The organism is Zooshikella ganghwensis (assembly GCF_018263875.1).
Lineage (GTDB): Bacteria > Pseudomonadota > Gammaproteobacteria > Pseudomonadales > Zooshikellaceae > Zooshikella > Zooshikella ganghwensis.
Window position 1 is genome coordinate 22620 of the sequence record NZ_JAEVHG010000013.1, and the last position, 17371, is coordinate 39990.

The following is a 17371-nucleotide window of genomic DNA, read 5'->3' on the forward strand; positions in this document are numbered from 1 at the left end:
GTTAAATTAATGGCTTTTTTAACGACCAGCAATGCAATGATTTTCTGGTATTTCCTATTACGCGACGCTAAGTATTGATTAGGAATTTTCAGGAAGTTTAACCCATTATTTTTGCGTTAAGGTCTTTTATGATTAACGCACATCCTTTCATTATGCGTTGCAATACATCCATGAAATATTCCGAGTCGATTAAACAACAAGCCAAACAGTTGTATTTACAGCGCCATCGTGTACCTGAAATTGCTAAGCAACTGGGTATTGAATCGAAACGTATTATTTATTACTGGGCCGCCCAAGAAGGTTGGACCGACCTTATTCAAAGTGAAACCGCAGAATCCGCCCTCTCACGTCGTCTTATTGTTTTATCCGGTCGAGAAAACAAATCCGAGCGTGAACTGAATGAAATGGATCGCTTGGTCAGTCAATTAGCGAAACTGCAAAAGCATCATGTGGATCCAAAGCACATGGATGAAACGCATCCCCCCTCCTCTGCCGAAAAGTCCAAGACACGCAAAAAAAGAAAACAAATAAAAAATGATATCAGTGGTATCAACCAAGTCGATTTTGAACAGAAGTTTTTAAGTCAACTTTTTGATTATCAACGAGCACTCAGAAACGCTAAAAATGATCCACAACGGAATAGACTCCGTAATATTTTAAAAAGCCGACAAATCGGGCTAACTTATTACTTTGCCGGTGAAGCCTTTGAGGATGCCGTACTTACTGGTGATAATCAAATCTTTTTATCCGCCAGCCGTTCCCAAGCCGAAGTATTCCGCAGTTACATCCTTCAATTTGCCAAGGACTGGTTTGATATTGAGTTGAAAGGTGACCCCATTACCTTAAGCAATGGTGCCGAATTACGTTTTGTGTCCACCAATGCCAGCACCGCGCAAAGTTATCACGGTCATGTCTACACGGATGAATACTTTTGGATACCAAAATTTAAAAAGATTAATACCGTTGCTTCAGGTATGGCCATGCATAAGAAGTGGCGTAAGACGTATTTTTCAACACCCAGTGCTGTGGGTCATGAAGCGTATCCTTTCTGGACCGGGCAAGCCTTTAAAAAGAAACACCCTGATCAAGCATTCCCTACCGATGCCGAATTATCGAAAGGTATGTTATGCCCTGATGGCCAGTTTCGACAAATTATCACCATTGAAGATGCGATTGCGGGGGGTTGTGATTTATTTGATATCGACCAGTTACGTTTAGAGTATTCAGAAGACGAATTCAATAACCTACTGATGTGTCAGTTTATTGATGATAAACAAAGTGTCTTCAAGCTAACGGATTTAGAAAAATGCTGTTCTGATCGTTTATTCTGGCTGGATTATGATCCCCATGAAACCCGGCCCTTTGCGAATAATGAAGTATGGCTGGGCTTTGATCCTAGCCGCACCCAAGATGCGGCTACCTGTGTCGTTTTAGCCCCACCCAACCCGGCGTATGGTGACCGGTTTAGGGTATTAGAAAAACATCAGTGGTATAACGCCGACTTTTCCTATCAGGCAGAGCAGATTAGACAGCTGACACAGCGCTTTAATGTACAACACATAGGGATTGATATTACCGGTATTGGTCGGGGTGTCTATGACCTGGTACGCGGCTTTTTCCCCTTTGCCCGCGCCATCAATTACAGTGTCGACACTAAAAATCAATTGGTATTAAAAGGGCTGGATGTGATTCGCAAAGGTCGCTTAGCATTTGATGCGGAGATGACCGATATTCCTCACGCCTTTTTAACCATCAAACAAACCACTACCCCAAGCGGCCAAATCACCTACAGTGCCAACCGTACCCAAGAAACCGGGCACGCTGACGTCGCCTTTGCCATTCTACACGCGCTGTTTAATGAACCCATTAATACCGAATACCAGCAAGCGTCAACCTGGGATTTTGAGGATGAATAATGCAAGTCCAAAAAAATAAACCGACTCCCCCCCTGCCCAAGAACATCACGGTCTTTGGTTTTGGTGAGCCTGAGTCGGTGCTCGCCACCCAACTACACGACTATCTCGGTGTATTTGCCAATCATCAGGGCGATTATTACGAGCCCCCTGTTAGTTTAACGGGGCTCGCCAAACTGCTACGTGCCAATCCCCATCACAGCGCCTGTGCGGGTTTTAAACGTAATATGCTGGTGAAACATTATAAGGCCTGCGCCTTATTGCCCAAACCTGAACTGTATCGGGCAGGCTACGATTTTAATGTATTTGGTCAATGCTACTTTAAGCGTATTTTGAACCCCTATAAACAAACCTTGCGTTTACAGCAAGTCCCAGCGATTAATATGCGCAAAGCATTAAAGCCTGATCATTATATTTGGCTCAGTCCTGACCGAACGATTACCCGATTTAAAAAAGGGGAAATTATTGCATTAACTGAATACGATGTTAGTCAACAAGTGTATGGTATTCCCGAATACTTAAGTGCTATGCATTCTATTTTGTTAAATGAATCAGCGACCCTCTTCCGCCGCCGCTATTATGATAATGGGGCGCATGCCGGTTTTATTTTTTACACCAACGACCCAAGCTTAACCCCTGAAGGGGTGGCGAAAATGCAAGAAAAACTCAAACAGTCCAAAGGCGTGGGTAACTTTAGAAGTTTATTTCTGCACATACCCAATGGAAACGAACATTCTGTAAAAATAATTCCGGTCGGCGATATTGCCACCAAAGATGAATTTGAGCGCATTAAAAATATTAGCCGCAACGATATCATTAGCGCCTGGCGAATGCCCCCAGCTCTCGCGGGGATTATGCCGGAAAATACCGGCGGCTTTGGTGATATCCAAAAAATTAGTCAGGTGTATACGGATAATGAAATTCGTCCACTATCGGAAACCTTTATGCAATTAAATGAACATTTATCAGGAAACCAAATTCAATTCCAGCTGCCCAATTCCTTATAATAATATTTATGTCATCACCATTAGTTTAAGTGTACTTAAATAAGGAAACACCCCATGCAAGTGAACTGCCCACACTGCGAACATAAGGCCGTTATTAAATCGCGTTCAACGCTCAGCAAAGAAGTGTGTGATTTATATTGTCAGTGTAAAAATACCGACTGTAATCATGCCTTTGTGATGAAATTATCCTTTAGTCACTCTCTTTCTATCAAACCACAAGCCACCGTAAATCATGCACTTATGGCTTTGGTTCAAGAGTTAACACCCACAGAAAAGCAGCAGATTGCACAACACTTGATGGCGAGTTAATGCGCCATCAAGTGTTGCGTAAATTATTTATTCATCGGGAAGACATTGTTGATACATGAACTCCGCAAGTAGCAAAAAATATCTTAACTCCCCCGGTGTTAGTACTACAGGTTTCTTGAGATCTACCAGTGTTTCAAATATTTCGATAAATTCAATTAAATGCGTTTGAATTCGTCCTATTTTTTCCTTACTTAGGTACAAGTGACTTCCATCCTTAGCGCTAATCACTGCAAAGACTCCTATTTCACGCAATGTATAGAGTTATTATAAATTACAGATATACGACGATTTAAACCCTCTGAAATGGAAGGGGTACATCTTTCTAGTGTAAAGTTTTTTGACGGTTGAGTTGCTTAAAAGACTAATAAGTGACACATGTTACATGATCATGTCTGCAAAGTGAACAAAAAATCGAACAAATGTTTTACTTATTTAATGAGTAATTCTAAATGATATTTACAACAATAGAAGGGTACTACTTAGAACCACTCTATTAGTAATAACAAACTAATTCAAAATATAAAAATGGCTTGATGCTGAGCACATTGAGCTGACGTCTTACGTGATTCAATTTGATCCAGATAATAGCCAGCCAGTACAACGACAAAAACCAATAATGAGGCAGCTAACGTTTTTTTCATTGAACTGTACCTGACTCTGTGACTGTATCGCTTAGCAAGTTTCTGATAGCGGATAAAGCTTCTCTGGCACTCTTTAAATGGCTTAATCCACTTGATTCAACATACTGCTGATGCTGTTTATCAAAATATGCCTCATTTTGTTCTGCCAAGCTTCGTTGACCATCATTGGTCAATGCCTTGGGTATTTCATTAAGTGATTCTCCTGCTAAGACTCGGCGCGTGACGATGGCATAATTACGCTTAAAGAGTGGAAATACTTCAGCTTCCGTTCGTGTTTTTAACTCAAAATACCCCGTCTCTTGAGCGGCTACTTTTACGCCTTCATGCGACCAGTGTGCTTGCATTGGGTTATGACTATGATCACACGCTTCTCGGTAAGCCATGGCGGGTGAAGGTAACCCTACGTCTTCCGGTTGAGGTTGGCACCACTGAATAAAAGTTCCTACGCTCGGCACAAAGTCTTTATCCATGCCACGAGCTTTATTTAACCCTTTCCGTACCTGTTCAACATGGACAACACCATGCGTGATAAATCCTTTTGTCCAATTACGCTTTGCACTGGCCAAGACCTCTGGATCAGCAAAAGCTTGTTTCCAAGCTGGAAAGATTCCCACCAATTCCCGAAAAATTAAATTCACTAATTGCGCCGCATGTTCAGAGACATCCGGTTGAGCTGTCTGAGGTGGAGGACAACTTGGTTGGTCAAAGTTAATATGCGAAATAATTTCCTTGGTTGATTTCATCGTATTGGTCCTCATAGCCCTAAATCATGTCGCCAGCTGGTGTCATCCCAATTCATCGCAGTTGAAGAACTCGGGGTCGATGGCATACGTTGAACGCTTTTTTCAGTGGTAAAGCTTTGCGCTTTGAGCATCCAGTTTCGCCAAGCCGATACCCAACACTTGAAGCTTGATCCCTTAGCCCGGTGGTAATTTAAAAATTTCTCCGTTTCCAACCCAAGGTCAACATGAATCGATTTTTCATTGGCCCACTGCACAAGCTCAGGTGTCACGGCAAAGTGATCAGGTACTACAGTCGCTCGCTGAGTTACCTTTCGTTGTTGACTGGTTTGATTCGATTGTGAGTCGAAATTTTCCTGGGGGGAACTAAAGGGGGTTATAGTGTTTTTTGGTTTAGTGTATTTATGTCTTTTGTGGTGACCGTTTTCAGTCACTTTTTCTGACCGATTTCGGTCACTTACCTGACCGTTTTTGGTTTCTTTAGGTGTGACCGATTTCGGTTTGTTGAGTGACGGATTTTGGTTAGTTTCGATTTTACTAAAAAACCATTGATCACTTTGTTTATTGATACCTATTTTACGACCTTGGGTAATTATAATTTTACGCTCTTTAAGCAACCGTAAATCAGCATGCAGGTGAGTAGTAGCTCCATCGTATTGCATTAAATCGGCAAGTTGACTAGCAGAAATCCAGTCCACATCAAGGTTAAAACCAATTGTTTTTCTGAACACTGCCATTAAGATACGAAGCTGACGCCCTGAAATATCAAGACGACACATTGCTTCTAATAATTGATTATCAAATCGAACGTAACCATTGTATTTATCGTGAGATTCATCCATACTAATTACTCTTCTAGTGTTAATAAGCTGCCTTTTTCCTCCGAGAATCTGGCAGCTTTTTTTTATCTACAAAAATAAGAATCTTAATTTTTTAAACATGAAAAGATGGCTTAACCCACTAGTGTCACAAAGCAGATTCAAGAGCATTTGAAAATAAATGAGTTAAGTGGGAATCAGTTTAAGTACTTTTCACTAAACAATACCTCCTGTATTGATTGAGTGTAACAACTTCAAGGAAAGTTAAACGCTCAAAATGCAGCGTGTTAATTAGATAAAATATAACGAAATGATGTTAGATACTCCTTATCAGAACATTAGCTGTATGAACTTACAGTAAAGTTAAGCTAAGTGACGTTAATTTAAACTTGAGGTAAAGTTTTCTCACATAAACGCTAATATCTATTCGGGGTATGTGTTTTTGTCTCCCTTTACATATACCTTTGAATTTAGGCGCAAAGCCCCCTTAGCACTGGTGTTTGTGCCTTTTAGAGGTTAACATATCAACCAATACTCTCATGGGGTATCGGCTTTTTTAATATAATTATGGCTAAACGATATTTTGTCAACTTATAAGTTGATTTTTTATGGCTAATCTTTGGAAAAAACTAAGAGCACGCCGACGCGAGCTTGATCTAACTCAAAAAGAAGTAGCTGATTACTGTGGTGTCACAGTAGCATCAGTATCTCAATGGGAAGCCAAGGAGACTGATAGGCAGGCCTTTCCCAGGCAGGATAATATACAGAAGCTTAGCGAAATTTTACAGGTAGAGCCCAATTGGTTTTATACTGGAGATAACAACCAGTCACCTATAATTTCAGCCATTGCTAACTTAGAAGAAGATGACTTCATTAAAGTTAAAGCAAAAGTTGACTCACGCCAACTAAGTAAACTTTGGACTAAGTTAAAAGCTCGAAGAAAAGAGCTAGATTTAACTCAAGGAGAGATAGCTAAGTATTGCGATGTTACTACAGCAACTGTAAGCAAATGGGAGCATAAATCCATAGAAGGCCGAGCCTACCCCAGACGTGACAAGCTTGAAAAACTTTGTGAAATCTTGAAAGTTGATATGCTTTGGCTGTTAGATGAGAATAATAGTAAGACAAATACGTCAGTTGCTCAGCTAGAGCCATCAAATCAAACTCCAACCTTCCTTCAAGAACAAATGAAGGTCATTAATACCTATACAGACCTTATCGCTAAAAACAAACTTATTCCTGCAGACTTAACAATTCTTAAGGCTTTAGCTGACTACATCGAAAACAGATAGCCCTTCATAGATAAACTCTCCCCTTAACCTGTAGTGCGTGCTTACACACTACGCTTTTTCGAAAAAATATTATCATTTTAGTTGAATTTATATATTTTAATGATAAAGTAGATTTAAAAGTATCATTTAGAGACTTTGCTATGGAAAGCATAACACCCATTAATGACTACATTACTGATGGTCATTGGCAATCAAATCTTAACAACCCATATCTTGCCCCACGAGAAGTGGCCTATTGCATAGGGCTTCTGTCGGGTAAAACAGATAAGGTCATTGCCAGAGAACAAGGTGTTGAGCCCAGCTCCGTTAGCAACCGTATTAAAAACGCTCACTATAAGTTAAATACTAATAATCGAGCCCATTTAGTGGCTGAGCTTATTCGATTAAAAATTATCACGCCACTATTGATTGTATTCAGTGTAGGTGCTGTACCTGAGTGGCCAAGGGTAATGCAGGAGGACCCAAACAAACCCAGACCAGTCCGAGTAGCAAAACGATTAATAAGACGACAAGAATTACTCAATACATCACGTATATAAAGCAAGGAGGCCCTTAATGAACCCCACTGAAAATCCTTTATTTGTAAAATTATCTGAAAATGAAATGGTTCACTTTGAAACGTTACTCAAAGAGCTTGGATTTGACTCCATATTAATAACAAATACTGATTTTAATATTGAAGAAGATGGCGACACGCTAATAAATGAGTGGAATCCGGGAGAAATCAAGGACTTTCATTTTGCCATCAAGTTTTGGAATCACGATGATACGATGACTGCGTTATTTGTTAAGCCTATCACTCATAGCGCTCAATTACTGTGGGATACAGGAAAAAGCCTAAATACCACGCAATAATTTATTATCTCACAAATTAATTTAGCTTTATTTTTGCTCTGATGAAGCGTGACGGGATTTTTTTGTCTTAAAAAAAGGAAAATGACATGAAAGAAATGGAAGCTATGGTACTCGATTCATTTAACGCACTATCAAAAAGTGGCGTTATTAAGGAGACAATTGATAAGCAAGTTAAGGTTGTGGTTGACGCAGTGATTGAAACAACCCTCAGTAGTTATTCAACCTTCGGTAAGCAGCTAAAAGAAACCGTTGAACATTCACTAAATATAGATGTAAACGAACTTGATCTAGCCAGCTACAATACCTTTATATTAGAGGTAATAAGGGCCAAGTTAGATGCCTGTTTATATCAACAAGGCAAACGTCAAATTGAAGAAGGCCTTGAAAAACTACTACAACCCGCCCCTAAAGAAATCAAGCTATCTAAGCTTATCACTGATTTTATTGAATATTCTGCTGAAGATGTACAACTTGAACATTATGAGCATATTACCTTCCATTGTGACCAAACGAGACTCAACGCTACTTGGATAGCATTTGATTGTGAACCCAATAAAAGTGAGTATGCATGTGAGTATCGAATCGCTATCAATCGTAATGGTAATATTTTTTCATTACAGATCAATAATGAAAATTATAAAAACAAGCTTTTTGTCGGTGATCTGTATAATTTCGAAAAAGATTTATTCCAACTCTATACCGCAAAAAGCAAGTTTATTTTAGATGTTGATGACGTGGATACAGGATATCCATTTGCAGATGATTAATTAATAACATTTAACGACAACAAGGGTACTCATGCCATGAATGATCATACGCCTTTTAGCCAAACCGTTGCTTATATTAATCGTGGAAGTCTCAACGATGAGCTGACAGAAAAACTTTCAAACATTGTGAAAGCGGTGAGGGAAACGCAAAAAACAGGTTCCATTACCCTCCAGTTAAAAATTCAAATGTTAAGTAACAACGATGAGGATACGATAAAAATATCGCCTACGGTAAAAACCTCTATCCCTGAATATGAACAACCTAAAGCAATTTTTTGGTCCACCGCGGATGGTGATTTGTTGCGTAACGATCCCAAGCAAGGCGAGTTGGAACTCAAAACCGTGCCAGTCTCTGGCGAAACTCAAAAACTAAAATCCATCTTCAACGAGTAAGGAAAGACCATGGAACACAATCACGTTAAAGATTTAATTAAGTTAGGGGCCAGCCAGGTTATTCATAATAAAGAAGGTATTCCCTTCGTGGCGATTGGCAATGACTACAAGTTAGTGAGTATAGAGCAGTATCTCCCCCACCCTATTAAGACCCGGCAAAATATTAAAATGAATACGGTGAAATCATTTATTGATTATATTAATCGCTTTAAAAACCCGCATACAACGATTTTTGCCGATGATACGTGCCAATCCTTTAAAGCGATTATCGATTTTCACCACTCGCAAGAAGAGCCGCGTAGTGGCGCGCACACGGTAGAGTATGGCTGCCCTCTTTCACGTGAGTGGGAAGCTTGGCAAGCGATGAATAAAGAAAAAATGGATCAAACAAGCTTTGCAGAGTTTTTAGAAGAACGTGCGGAAGATATTGTCAGCCCCAGTGGCGCTGAATTATTAGAAATTGCCTTGAAGTTTAACGTCATTCGAAAAGCGGTTTTTGGTTCGGCCATGCGACTCAATACGGGTGAATATCAGTTTACCTATAGCGAAGATAATCAAAAAGGTACGGTTGAACTACCAGAACAAATCAAATTGGGATTAGCCCCTTTTCATAACGGTGAGAAGTACGAGGTTAAAGCCAAACTCTATTATCGCTTACATGATGGGCGGCTATTGCTGTGGTACAAGCTGATCCAACCTGAGCGCGTGATTGAGGACGCCTTCAAGGAAGTTACTCAGGATATCCAAAATGGTGTAGGCGACCTTATGGTAATCGAAGGTCGAGATACCCACTAACTATGACAGGTTTAGCAGGAAGCTGTCGCTAAACCACCTTTCTCATTACAAGGTGATCAATATGGAAATTAATACCTGTGCATTAACACGGAAAAATACCAATACCGTAAATAAAATAAATACGCTCATTGACCGTTTTAAAGAAGCCAAAAATAAATTGCCTCCACGTATTACCATTAGCAAAGTGCAACAAAACGAGCTGGAAGCGAATTTACGTCAATATAAATGTCTTCCCCCCTACACACTGCGTGGTATTCCGTTAGTTACAACCAAATAAGGAAAAACTATGTTAACGATAACCAGGCGTATCGGTGAGTCAGTCAAAGTGGGTGATTATCGAATAGTTTTTCGTGCAAAAAAATACAATGCCGCAGAGCTGAGTATTTTTTATCAAAACACATTACAGATTAAACAATTATCGTTTGATAACACATTAATTATCAATGATGACATCACGATATCGGCAAGACCACACTTCATGGGGTATAGAGCATCATCACCTCAAGTGGACTTTTTGATTCAAGCCCCCTTGTCCATCAAGATTGAACGAGATGAACTTGAGGCAGGAATAAAAAAACGACGCAAAAATAATTATTTTTTTAACGTAATGAGCTAAGGGACAACGCTATGATTAAAAAATTAATTTCAATCGCTGAGTGGCAAAAACAACGCTTTGAGGGAAAGGCCCCCACTTCTACCTGTATCGCCCGGTGGTGCCGAGAGGGGTTTATTCCTGCTAAAAAAATCGGTGGTCTTTGGTTTATCGATGCGGAAGCCGAAGCCATTCAATCAGGCAATGAGCTTGTAGACAGTGTATTAAAAAGTTAAAGCCGTTATGATCCCACGAAAATCCACATCCACTAAAAACCTAGAACCGAATTTATATACTTACGGCCCTGGAAATAAATATTATCGGTATAGACATCCGGTTACGGGAAAGTTTTTCTCGATGGGCACCGACCGTAACAAAGCACAAGCGGCGGCAAGAATGTTGAATGCACGGCTCATGGCGGGGGCTGAGTTGGTTGAAAAAGTAATGGGGATGACAACCGCTACCGTTTCTCTCGCCATTGACCGCTTTCAAGAGGAGTACGTCCCTACCCGTAACTTAAAATCAAACAGCTTGGAAAATATGCGGCAACGGTTAAGAAGGCTCAACCACGACTTGGGTAAAATTCCTTTACGGCAGTTAGATGTTCCCACGGTGGCGGACTACCTTGATGAAAACTTTGAGCGTGATTCCTATGTACAACACCAAGTGCTACGATTTGCCGTCACTAAAGGCTTAATGAAAGAGAACCCCGTACCCACGACGATCAATAAAAAGCGCGTTAAACAACGTAAACGATTAACCTTTGAACAGTTTAAGACCATCTACCACAAGGCTGAACCCTGGTTAAAAATAGCCATGGAGTTGGCTGTGATTACCCTGCAACGTCGTGGTGATTTAGTCGAACTGAAATATGAACATATTAAGGAAAATAAATTATTTCTTATTCAGCAAAAAACCGAAAAATGGGGGGAAGCGGCTTACTTAGCGATTGAGCTATCTCCCAAGTTACACAAGCTCATCCAACAGACTAAACAATCAGGACTCGATAGCCCTTTTATTATTCACCGACAACCCCGGCGTAACAGTAGCTGCCACATCCGGAATAAACACTGGACGTATGTTACCGGCAATACGTTAAGTCGGGAGTTCTCAAAAATACGCGACAGCTTGGAGGTATTTAAACTAATGCCTCCCGCCAGTCGACCCACGTTTCATGAAATCAGGGCACTCGGGGGTTACCTGTATGAAAAACAAGGCTTTCCTAAAGACTATATCAGAGCCTTAATGGGACACACGGAAGAATACATGACAAATCATTATCTGGAGGGACATACTGAACGCTGGACCAATGTCTCAGCTGAGTTGAATTTGGACTTGAAAGGGAACACATGAGGCTTAATTTTAAGCCTCATACATAAATTCAATAACGTGATGACTACATCGAACCGTTGACAAAGAATGCAATTAGACCGTACTTACCTTGCAAATCAACAACAGTCACTTTCATGCTTCCTTTAGTAAAGTCGGAGCCACTCAACTTTACTTGAAAATGTAGATTGTAATACTGCTTTCCATTTACAACACCAACATACTCTGAATGTGAATAAATAAATTTATCGACTCTACCAACCATCTTATACACTTTTTCAATCTGCTCTTTCAGAGTCTCTTCTGTAAACTGAACCTTCGCTAGATCATCAAATAGCTCATATATTTTTGAATGCTGTTTCTCGTTGTAAAGCCTTACCAGTGGTTCAGCTACTAGGTTTGCGCTTTCCGCAGAAACATTCTTGGTTTGGTCTTTATCCTGTTCCTGAATAGCTGCGTTATTAGCCGAATGAAGGTTAAGGGCAATATAGCCAGTAACAACCAGGTTAATACAAACCAAGGTCACCAGAACATACAACAGTGGAGACGATTTACTCTCATTAGTCACGTTAGCATTTCCTAAATCAAACGGTAATATTTTGCATAATAAATGTTAATTCAATATACACCAAGAATTCATATGAATATTTGATTAAGGCTAGTTCAAGATAGGGTATACGACTTGCGTCTTATAAAAACGGGGTGATTTTTGTGGAAAGTTTGCTTAATCCTTGCTTAATTTTGCTTAATCGAGAATGAGTCTCAAAAGCAAAAAGCCCGTAAGTCATTGACTTACGGGCTAAATTTTGGTCGGAGTGAGAGGATTCGAACCTCCGACCCCCACAACCCCATTGTGGTGCGCTACCAGGCTGCGCTACACTCCGAAACATAGAGACATCGCCTCAAATGCGGTGGGAATATTACTACAATTAGCTAAGCTTGTGAACTAGCAATTTAATGAAGCGTTATTATTTTTTTAAAACACTTAATACATCTTCTAGTTCAATAATCATCTGTCTTATTAGCTGCCTATAGTAACTCATATCTTCTTTTGAGTTTTCGCTTTCCAGTCGGTTTCTAGCTCCACCAATCGTAAAGCCTTGCTCATACAAAAGACTGCGTATTTGTCGTATAAGCAATACGTCTTGGCGCTGATAATAACGGCGATTCCCTCGCCGTTTAACTGGCTTTATTTGAGCGAACTCTTGCTCCCAGTATCGTAATACATGGGGCTTTACTTCACATAATTCACTGACCTCACCAATCGTAAAATAGCGCTTTCCAGGAATGGGTGGCAGTTCATTGTTGTTGCTTGGTTCCAGCATAGGTTTCTACCCGAGCTTTTAGTTTTTGCCCTGGGCGGAACGTAACCACACGTCGTGCACAAATAGGTATTTCCTCTCCTGTTTTTGGATTACGACCGGGACGCTCTCGTTTATCTCGCAAGTCAAAATTGCCAAAACCTGAGAGCTTAACTTGCTCATTTGCTTCCAAGGCATGACGAATTTCTTCAAAGAATAATTCAACCATATCCTTAGCTTCTCGCTTATTTAGGCCCAATTCCTCAAACAGGCGCTCCGCCATTTCTGCTTTCGTCAATGCCCCCATGGTCATTACTTCCTTAAGATTGCGTTAAACCTCTCTTCTAACTTTTGGGTCACTCTGGTCATCAAGTCGTGTACCTCATCCTCATTAAGAGTGCGTGATGGATGCTGTAACGTCAAGCCCATTGCAACACTTTTTCTATTAGGATCAATGCCTTTGCCAATATAAACGTCAAATAACTTCAGCTCTTTCAACAGTTCGCCAGCTTCAAATTCAACAATTTTCATTAAATCTGCAGCATCAACTTTTTGATCAACTACAACAGCAATATCACGGCGAACACCAGGAAACTTTGATATTTCTTGGAAACTGGCAACACTTCCTTGGGTTAATAAGTCTAGCTGTAATTCAAATTGATATACGGCTTCAGGAATATCCAGTTGCTTTTGCAGCTGTGGATGTAAACGACCTAAATAACCCACGCACTCATCTTTTAAGTAAAGCGCAGCACATTGTCCTGGATGAAAGCCTTGCCTTACTTCACGACGAAACTCAAATTGATCTGCTTTTCCACCTAAGGCGATCAACTGCTCAACAACACCTTTACAATCATAAAAATCAAATTTATCCGAGCTGCTGGTCCAATTTTCCGGGTTACGTAAGCCGCAAACCACACCAGCCAACATCTGTGGCTGTTGGAGAGTATCCCCTTCAGGCAGGAACACTTGTCCCACCTCAAACAAGCGAATACGAGATTGCTGACGATTCAAGTTGTAACTTAAAGCTTTCAGCAGCCCAGGCAGTAAACTGGTGCGCATAACGCCCATATCAGCAGAAATTGGATTAGCCAGAGACAAAGGTTCAACTTCTGGCTCAACGAGCTTCTGCAATTCCGGAGAGATAAAGCTATAGTTGATAGCCTCCCGATAACCTTGAGCAACTAAAAGACGCCGAAGTTGGCGAAGTGTCACTTTATCTTCAGGCAAACCTGTCATAGCAACATGCGCCATGGGTGAGGTAGAAGGAAGATTGTTATAGCCATATAGACGGGCTATTTCTTCAATAAGATCAACTTCCAGTCGAATATCAAAACGATAGGAAGGTATACCTACAACCCACGCACCTTCTTTTACAGTTTCCATGACCATACCCAGGCCACCAAGCAACTCAGCAATTTCTTGGTTTGAAATTTCAAGGCCTAATAAGCTACGCACACGACTAGCACGTAACTTAACAGCAATGGTATCAGGCAGCTGCTCTGGGTCAGATTGATTAGTAACAGGCCCAGGTTGTCCTCCACAAATCGATAATATAAGTTGTGTCGCACGTTCTATAGCTTTTCGCTGTAACTGGAAGTCAACACCCCGTTCAAACCGGTGAGAAGACTCAGTGTGTAAACCATATTGACGCGCCTTTCCAGCAATAAAAATGGGGTTGAAATAGGCACTTTCTAAAAACACATGGCGTGTATTGCTAGAAACACCAGAATGCTCACCGCCCATGACTCCAGCAAAAGCTAATGGCTTACTTTGGTCAGCAATGACTAATACATCACTACTTAGGGTAATTGTTTGACCATCCAATAACGTCAGTTTTTCCCCTTCTTCAGCCATTCGAACAACAATACCCCCTGCAAGCTGTTCCAGGTCAAATCCATGCAAAGGTTGCCCGAGTTCTAGCATGACATAGTTTGTAATATCCACTATTGGATCTATGCTACGCTGTCCAGCTCTTCGTAATTTCTCTTGCATCCATAGTGGTGTTTCAACGGAAACATTAACATCACGAATCACTCGTCCTACATAATTTGGGCATCCTTTTGGTGCCTTAATTTCTACAGGGAAAATTTCTTCATGTGTTGCAGAAACAGGCGACACCTCTACTGCATTCACCGCTTGACGATTTATAATTCCAACCTCTCGCGCAATGCCAGCAATACTTAAACAGTCGGCACGGTTGGGCGTCAAATCGACATCAATAATAGTGTCGTCTAGATTTAAATATTTTCGTAAATCCTCGCCGACAGGGGCATCACTCGGTAACTCCATTAAGCCATCGGATTGATCTGCCATACCCAACTCAGCCTCAGCGCATAGCATTCCAAAGCTTTCAACACCACGCAGCTTAGCTTTTCTGATTTTAAAGTTTCCAGGCAAAATCGCATTAATTTGCGCAAAAGGCGCTTTTAACCCGACTCGTGCATTTGGGGCACCACATACTACTTGGAATGTTATTTCGCCTCCTACAGACACCTGACATAGTTTCAATTTATCTGCATTAGGATGCTGGTCTGCCGCAATAATTTCACCTACGACAACCCCGGTAAACTGACCTGCTACAGCCTCTGTTCCATCGACTTCCAGTCCAGCCATAGTCAACTGTTCCACGATGGTATGGGTATCAACTTTGGGATTGACCCACTCGCGTAGCCAATGTTCACTGAATTTCATGTTCAATCCTTACTTTACACCTGGTGTATAACTTTTTGATGAGGCAAGCACTTAATTAAACTGCTCTAAAAAGCGCACATCATTTTCAAAAAACTGGCGTAAGTCTTGAACGCCGTAACGTAACATTGCCATCCGTTCTACACCCAAGCCAAAGGCATATCCGGTATATTTTTCCGAGTCAATATTGGAGTAATCAAAAACTTTTGGATGCACCATGCCACACCCCATAATTTCCAACCACCTAACTTTTCCATCACTATCCCTTCCCCACTCAATATCCACTTCGGCTGAAGGCTCTGTAAAAGGAAAATATGAAGGGCGAAATCGAACCTGTAAATCACGTCCAAAAAATGCCCGCAGAAAGTCAATAATAGTACTTTTCAAATCAGCAAAGCTTACATTTTCATCTACTAGCAGTCCTTCTACCTGATGAAACATAGGGGTATGCGTTTGGTCAGAATCACAACGATATACTTTACCAGGACAAATAATTCTAATAGGAGGCTGGCTTTGCTCCATGGTACGCACTTGCACAGGAGAAGTATGAGTTCGAAGCAACGTGTGCGCATTAAAATAAAAAGTATCATGCATTGCTCTAGCAGGATGATGACTAGGAATATTTAATGCTTCAAAATTATGATAGTCATCTTCGACTTCTGGTCCCTCTGCGACCGAAAAGCCAATTTTCTGAAAAATATCTTCTATACGCTCAATCGTCTTAGTAACTGGATGAATACTACCTAGTGACTCTATACGACCAGGCAGCGTAACATCAATCGATTCAGCAGCAAGTTGAGCTTCAAGTTGAGCCAGTTGTAATTTTTCACGACGGTCATTCAAAGCCGCTTGAAGCTGGGTTTTTGCCTCATTAATCTTGGCTCCCATAGCAGGTCGTTCATCTGCAGATAATGCACCAAGTGTTTTTAAAAACTGAGTAATTTCTCCTTTTTTACCCAGGTATTTAACCCGCACTTGATCCAGTGACTGGGTGTTTTCTGCAGTGGCTGTTTCTTCCAGCGCACTGGCTAACAGCGATTCCAAATTATTCATGGTTCACTCCGCAGACAATCTCGTTAGCGTCAATATATTTCTCTCAGCAGTTATTGTATTTTACTGCTAATAAACATGACAGACGCTTACCTCTAGTCCAACTGTTAGAAAAAATCTGATACTACCAATTCAATACGACAAACGTTGTCAAATAAAAAAAGGAGGCACATGGCCTCCTTTTAATCAAGCTAACAACAGATTGAGCTGTGTTAGGCCAGCGCTTGCTTTGCTTTCTCAACGATAGCGGCAAACGCTTGCTGCTCATGAACAGCTAAATCTGCTAAGACTTTACGATCAATCTCAACAGATGCTTTCTTCAGTCCAGCAATAAAGCGGCTATAAGAAAGACCATTGATACGTGCAGCCGCATTGATACGTGCAATCCACAAAGCGCGGAATTGACGCTTACGCTGACGGCGGTCACGATAAGCATATTGACCAGCTTTGGTTACCGCTTGCTTCGCTACGCGAAATACACGACTACGGGCACCGTAGTAACCTTTAGCTTGCTTTAAAATCTTTTTATGGCGACGACGGGCCACAACTCCACGTTTAACACGAGGCATGGTTTATTCTCCTCAGATGATACCTGTAACTGTAAGCAAAGCTTAGGGATTAGCTGGTACGCAGCATGCGTTCAACAGAAGCTTGGTCGCTACTCGCAACCATAGACGTGCCCCGCAACTGACGCTTACGCTTAGTGGTCATCTTAGTAAGAATGTGGCTTTTGAAAGCGTGCTTACGCTTGAAACCAGAAGCCGTCGCTTTGAAGCGCTTAGCAGCACCTCGTTTGGTTTTCATTTTAGGCATACAGAACTCCGCATTCATAGGCCAGGACACAAATAGACTTGTTCCTGGCTAATTTTATTGAGCAA

At 41.0% G+C, this 17371-nt stretch carries 23 protein-coding genes and 1 tRNA gene; 13 read left to right on the top strand and 11 right to left on the bottom strand.

The annotated features are described in order from the left end of the window. The first annotated feature begins 128 nt into the window (after positions 1-128). From KHS79_RS16950 to KHS79_RS16960, 3 genes are read left to right on the top strand one after another with little or no spacing between them, the layout of a single operon-like run. Positions 129-1916, top strand: coding sequence for a terminase large subunit domain-containing protein (locus tag KHS79_RS16950; protein WP_233468477.1), 1788 nt, complete (start codon positions 129-131; stop codon positions 1914-1916). Next, positions 1916-2920, top strand: a complete 1005-nt coding sequence (locus KHS79_RS16955; protein ID WP_212720510.1) for a phage portal protein — start codon at positions 1916-1918, stop codon at positions 2918-2920. Before KHS79_RS16950 ends, KHS79_RS16955 begins: the two co-directional genes overlap by 1 nt. 54 nt (positions 2921-2974) lie before the next feature. Then, a complete protein-coding gene (locus KHS79_RS16960) occupies positions 2975-3229 on the top strand; it encodes an ogr/Delta-like zinc finger family protein (RefSeq protein WP_212720512.1) in 255 nt (84 codons plus the stop codon). Positions 3230-3741: 512 nt separating this feature from the next. Here the strand turns inward: KHS79_RS16960 and KHS79_RS26145 are convergent. From KHS79_RS26145 to KHS79_RS16970, 3 genes are read right to left on the bottom strand one after another with little or no spacing between them, the layout of a single operon-like run. After that, the gene (locus KHS79_RS26145) at positions 3742-3870 is read right to left on the bottom strand and encodes a hypothetical protein (protein WP_267910759.1); all 129 of its coding nucleotides are present in this window, start codon (positions 3868-3870) and stop codon (positions 3742-3744) included. Continuing rightward, positions 3867-4613 carry a replication protein P gene (locus KHS79_RS16965; RefSeq protein ID WP_212720514.1) on the bottom strand — a complete coding sequence of 249 codons (747 nt, stop codon included), beginning with the start codon at positions 4611-4613 and terminating at the stop codon, positions 3867-3869. Before KHS79_RS16965 ends, KHS79_RS26145 begins: the two co-directional genes overlap by 4 nt. An 11-nt stretch (positions 4614-4624) precedes the next feature. Beyond that, positions 4625-5452: a replication protein gene (locus KHS79_RS16970; protein ID WP_212720516.1), complete on the bottom strand. Its 828-nt coding sequence runs from the start codon at positions 5450-5452 to the stop codon at positions 4625-4627. A gap of 584 nt (positions 5453-6036) precedes the next feature. Here KHS79_RS16970 and KHS79_RS16975 point away from each other — a divergent pair. From KHS79_RS16975 to KHS79_RS17020, 10 genes are all read left to right on the top strand, one after another. Further along, complete coding sequence (locus KHS79_RS16975) at positions 6037-6720, top strand: helix-turn-helix domain-containing protein (protein WP_212720518.1); 684 nt, start codon at positions 6037-6039, stop codon at positions 6718-6720. A 140-nt stretch (positions 6721-6860) separates the two neighbouring features. Continuing rightward, positions 6861-7259 (top strand): helix-turn-helix transcriptional regulator, encoded by a 399-nt coding sequence (locus tag KHS79_RS16980; RefSeq protein WP_212720520.1) that lies wholly within the window; start codon positions 6861-6863, stop codon positions 7257-7259. A gap of 16 nt (positions 7260-7275) precedes the next feature. Beyond that, on the top strand, positions 7276-7575 hold the full coding sequence (locus tag KHS79_RS16985; RefSeq protein WP_212720522.1) for a hypothetical protein: 300 nt from the start codon (positions 7276-7278) through the stop codon (positions 7573-7575). An 86-nt stretch (positions 7576-7661) separates the two neighbouring features. Beyond that, entirely contained in the window at positions 7662-8342 is a 681-nt protein-coding gene (locus tag KHS79_RS16990; RefSeq protein WP_212720523.1) for a hypothetical protein, read from the top strand. Between the two features lie 36 nt (positions 8343-8378). Beyond that, complete coding sequence (locus tag KHS79_RS16995) at positions 8379-8735, top strand: hypothetical protein (protein WP_212720525.1); 357 nt, start codon at positions 8379-8381, stop codon at positions 8733-8735. A 9-nt stretch (positions 8736-8744) separates the two neighbouring features. Beyond that, entirely contained in the window at positions 8745-9530 is a 786-nt protein-coding gene (locus KHS79_RS17000) for a DUF2303 family protein (RefSeq protein ID WP_212720527.1), read from the top strand. Positions 9531-9591: 61 nt separating this feature from the next. Next, positions 9592-9807 (top strand): hypothetical protein, encoded by a 216-nt coding sequence (locus KHS79_RS17005; protein WP_212720532.1) that lies wholly within the window; start codon positions 9592-9594, stop codon positions 9805-9807. A gap of 9 nt (positions 9808-9816) precedes the next feature. After that, on the top strand, positions 9817-10146 hold the full coding sequence (locus tag KHS79_RS17010; RefSeq protein ID WP_212720533.1) for a hypothetical protein: 330 nt from the start codon (positions 9817-9819) through the stop codon (positions 10144-10146). 11 nt (positions 10147-10157) lie between these two features. Next, positions 10158-10358 carry a DNA-binding protein gene (locus KHS79_RS17015; RefSeq protein WP_212720534.1) on the top strand — a complete coding sequence of 67 codons (201 nt, stop codon included), beginning with the start codon at positions 10158-10160 and terminating at the stop codon, positions 10356-10358. A gap of 7 nt (positions 10359-10365) precedes the next feature. Continuing rightward, positions 10366-11475, top strand: a complete 1110-nt coding sequence (locus KHS79_RS17020) for a phage integrase Arm DNA-binding domain-containing protein (protein WP_212720535.1) — start codon at positions 10366-10368, stop codon at positions 11473-11475. 43 nt (positions 11476-11518) lie between these two features. On the opposite strand, the gene KHS79_RS17025 is transcribed toward KHS79_RS17020, so the two are convergent. The 8 genes from KHS79_RS17025 to rpmI all read right to left on the bottom strand — a co-directional run bounded on the left by KHS79_RS17025 (position 11519) and on the right by rpmI (position 17306). After that, a complete protein-coding gene (locus tag KHS79_RS17025) occupies positions 11519-12019 on the bottom strand; it encodes a hypothetical protein (RefSeq protein WP_212720536.1) in 501 nt (166 codons plus the stop codon). A 239-nt stretch (positions 12020-12258) separates the two neighbouring features. Beyond that, positions 12259-12335 (bottom strand) — tRNA-Pro (locus tag KHS79_RS17030). A gap of 84 nt (positions 12336-12419) precedes the next feature. Next, entirely contained in the window at positions 12420-12776 is a 357-nt protein-coding gene (locus KHS79_RS17035) for a MerR family transcriptional regulator (RefSeq protein WP_027709078.1), read from the bottom strand. Beyond that, the gene (ihfA, locus tag KHS79_RS17040; RefSeq protein WP_027709077.1) at positions 12751-13059 is read right to left on the bottom strand and encodes an integration host factor subunit alpha; all 309 of its coding nucleotides are present in this window, start codon (positions 13057-13059) and stop codon (positions 12751-12753) included. Before ihfA ends, KHS79_RS17035 begins: the two co-directional genes overlap by 26 nt. Before the next feature lie 5 nt (positions 13060-13064). After that, positions 13065-15446 (bottom strand): phenylalanine--tRNA ligase subunit beta, encoded by a 2382-nt coding sequence (pheT, locus tag KHS79_RS17045; protein ID WP_212720538.1) that lies wholly within the window; start codon positions 15444-15446, stop codon positions 13065-13067. 51 nt (positions 15447-15497) lie between these two features. After that, the gene (gene pheS, locus KHS79_RS17050) at positions 15498-16496 is read right to left on the bottom strand and encodes a phenylalanine--tRNA ligase subunit alpha (protein WP_212720542.1); all 999 of its coding nucleotides are present in this window, start codon (positions 16494-16496) and stop codon (positions 15498-15500) included. A 209-nt stretch (positions 16497-16705) separates the two neighbouring features. After that, positions 16706-17062: a 50S ribosomal protein L20 gene (gene rplT / locus KHS79_RS17055; protein ID WP_094787767.1), complete on the bottom strand. Its 357-nt coding sequence runs from the start codon at positions 17060-17062 to the stop codon at positions 16706-16708. A 49-nt stretch (positions 17063-17111) separates the two neighbouring features. After that, a complete protein-coding gene (rpmI, locus tag KHS79_RS17060) occupies positions 17112-17306 on the bottom strand; it encodes a 50S ribosomal protein L35 (RefSeq protein ID WP_027709073.1) in 195 nt (64 codons plus the stop codon). Positions 17307-17371 lie beyond the last annotated feature (65 nt).

Coding starts and splice junctions, on each gene's coding strand:
- KHS79_RS26145 (WP_267910759.1), bottom strand. CDS start 3,870: ATGAAAAAAACGTTAGCTGCCTCATTATTGGTTTTTGTCGTTGTACTG.
- KHS79_RS16980 (WP_212720520.1), top strand. CDS start 6,861: ATGGAAAGCATAACACCCATTAATGACTACATTACTGATGGTCATTGG.
- KHS79_RS17005 (WP_212720532.1), top strand. CDS start 9,592: ATGGAAATTAATACCTGTGCATTAACACGGAAAAATACCAATACCGTA.
- rpmI (WP_027709073.1), bottom strand. CDS start 17,306: ATGCCTAAAATGAAAACCAAACGAGGTGCTGCTAAGCGCTTCAAAGCG.
- pheS (WP_212720542.1), bottom strand. CDS start 16,496: ATGAATAATTTGGAATCGCTGTTAGCCAGTGCGCTGGAAGAAACAGCC.
- KHS79_RS16990 (WP_212720523.1), top strand. CDS start 7,662: ATGAAAGAAATGGAAGCTATGGTACTCGATTCATTTAACGCACTATCA.
- KHS79_RS16985 (WP_212720522.1), top strand. CDS start 7,276: ATGAACCCCACTGAAAATCCTTTATTTGTAAAATTATCTGAAAATGAA.
- KHS79_RS16960 (WP_212720512.1), top strand. CDS start 2,975: ATGCAAGTGAACTGCCCACACTGCGAACATAAGGCCGTTATTAAATCG.
- rplT (WP_094787767.1), bottom strand. CDS start 17,062: ATGCCTCGTGTTAAACGTGGAGTTGTGGCCCGTCGTCGCCATAAAAAG.
- KHS79_RS16975 (WP_212720518.1), top strand. CDS start 6,037: ATGGCTAATCTTTGGAAAAAACTAAGAGCACGCCGACGCGAGCTTGAT.
- KHS79_RS16955 (WP_212720510.1), top strand. CDS start 1,916: ATGCAAGTCCAAAAAAATAAACCGACTCCCCCCCTGCCCAAGAACATC.
- KHS79_RS17010 (WP_212720533.1), top strand. CDS start 9,817: ATGTTAACGATAACCAGGCGTATCGGTGAGTCAGTCAAAGTGGGTGAT.
- KHS79_RS17015 (WP_212720534.1), top strand. CDS start 10,158: ATGATTAAAAAATTAATTTCAATCGCTGAGTGGCAAAAACAACGCTTT.
- pheT (WP_212720538.1), bottom strand. CDS start 15,446: ATGAAATTCAGTGAACATTGGCTACGCGAGTGGGTCAATCCCAAAGTT.
- KHS79_RS17035 (WP_027709078.1), bottom strand. CDS start 12,776: ATGCTGGAACCAAGCAACAACAATGAACTGCCACCCATTCCTGGAAAG.
- KHS79_RS17020 (WP_212720535.1), top strand. CDS start 10,366: ATGATCCCACGAAAATCCACATCCACTAAAAACCTAGAACCGAATTTA.
- KHS79_RS16965 (WP_212720514.1), bottom strand. CDS start 4,613: ATGAAATCAACCAAGGAAATTATTTCGCATATTAACTTTGACCAACCA.
- KHS79_RS16970 (WP_212720516.1), bottom strand. CDS start 5,452: ATGGATGAATCTCACGATAAATACAATGGTTACGTTCGATTTGATAAT.
- KHS79_RS17000 (WP_212720527.1), top strand. CDS start 8,745: ATGGAACACAATCACGTTAAAGATTTAATTAAGTTAGGGGCCAGCCAG.
- KHS79_RS16995 (WP_212720525.1), top strand. CDS start 8,379: ATGAATGATCATACGCCTTTTAGCCAAACCGTTGCTTATATTAATCGT.
- KHS79_RS16950 (WP_233468477.1), top strand. CDS start 129: ATGATTAACGCACATCCTTTCATTATGCGTTGCAATACATCCATGAAA.
- ihfA (WP_027709077.1), bottom strand. CDS start 13,059: ATGGGGGCATTGACGAAAGCAGAAATGGCGGAGCGCCTGTTTGAGGAA.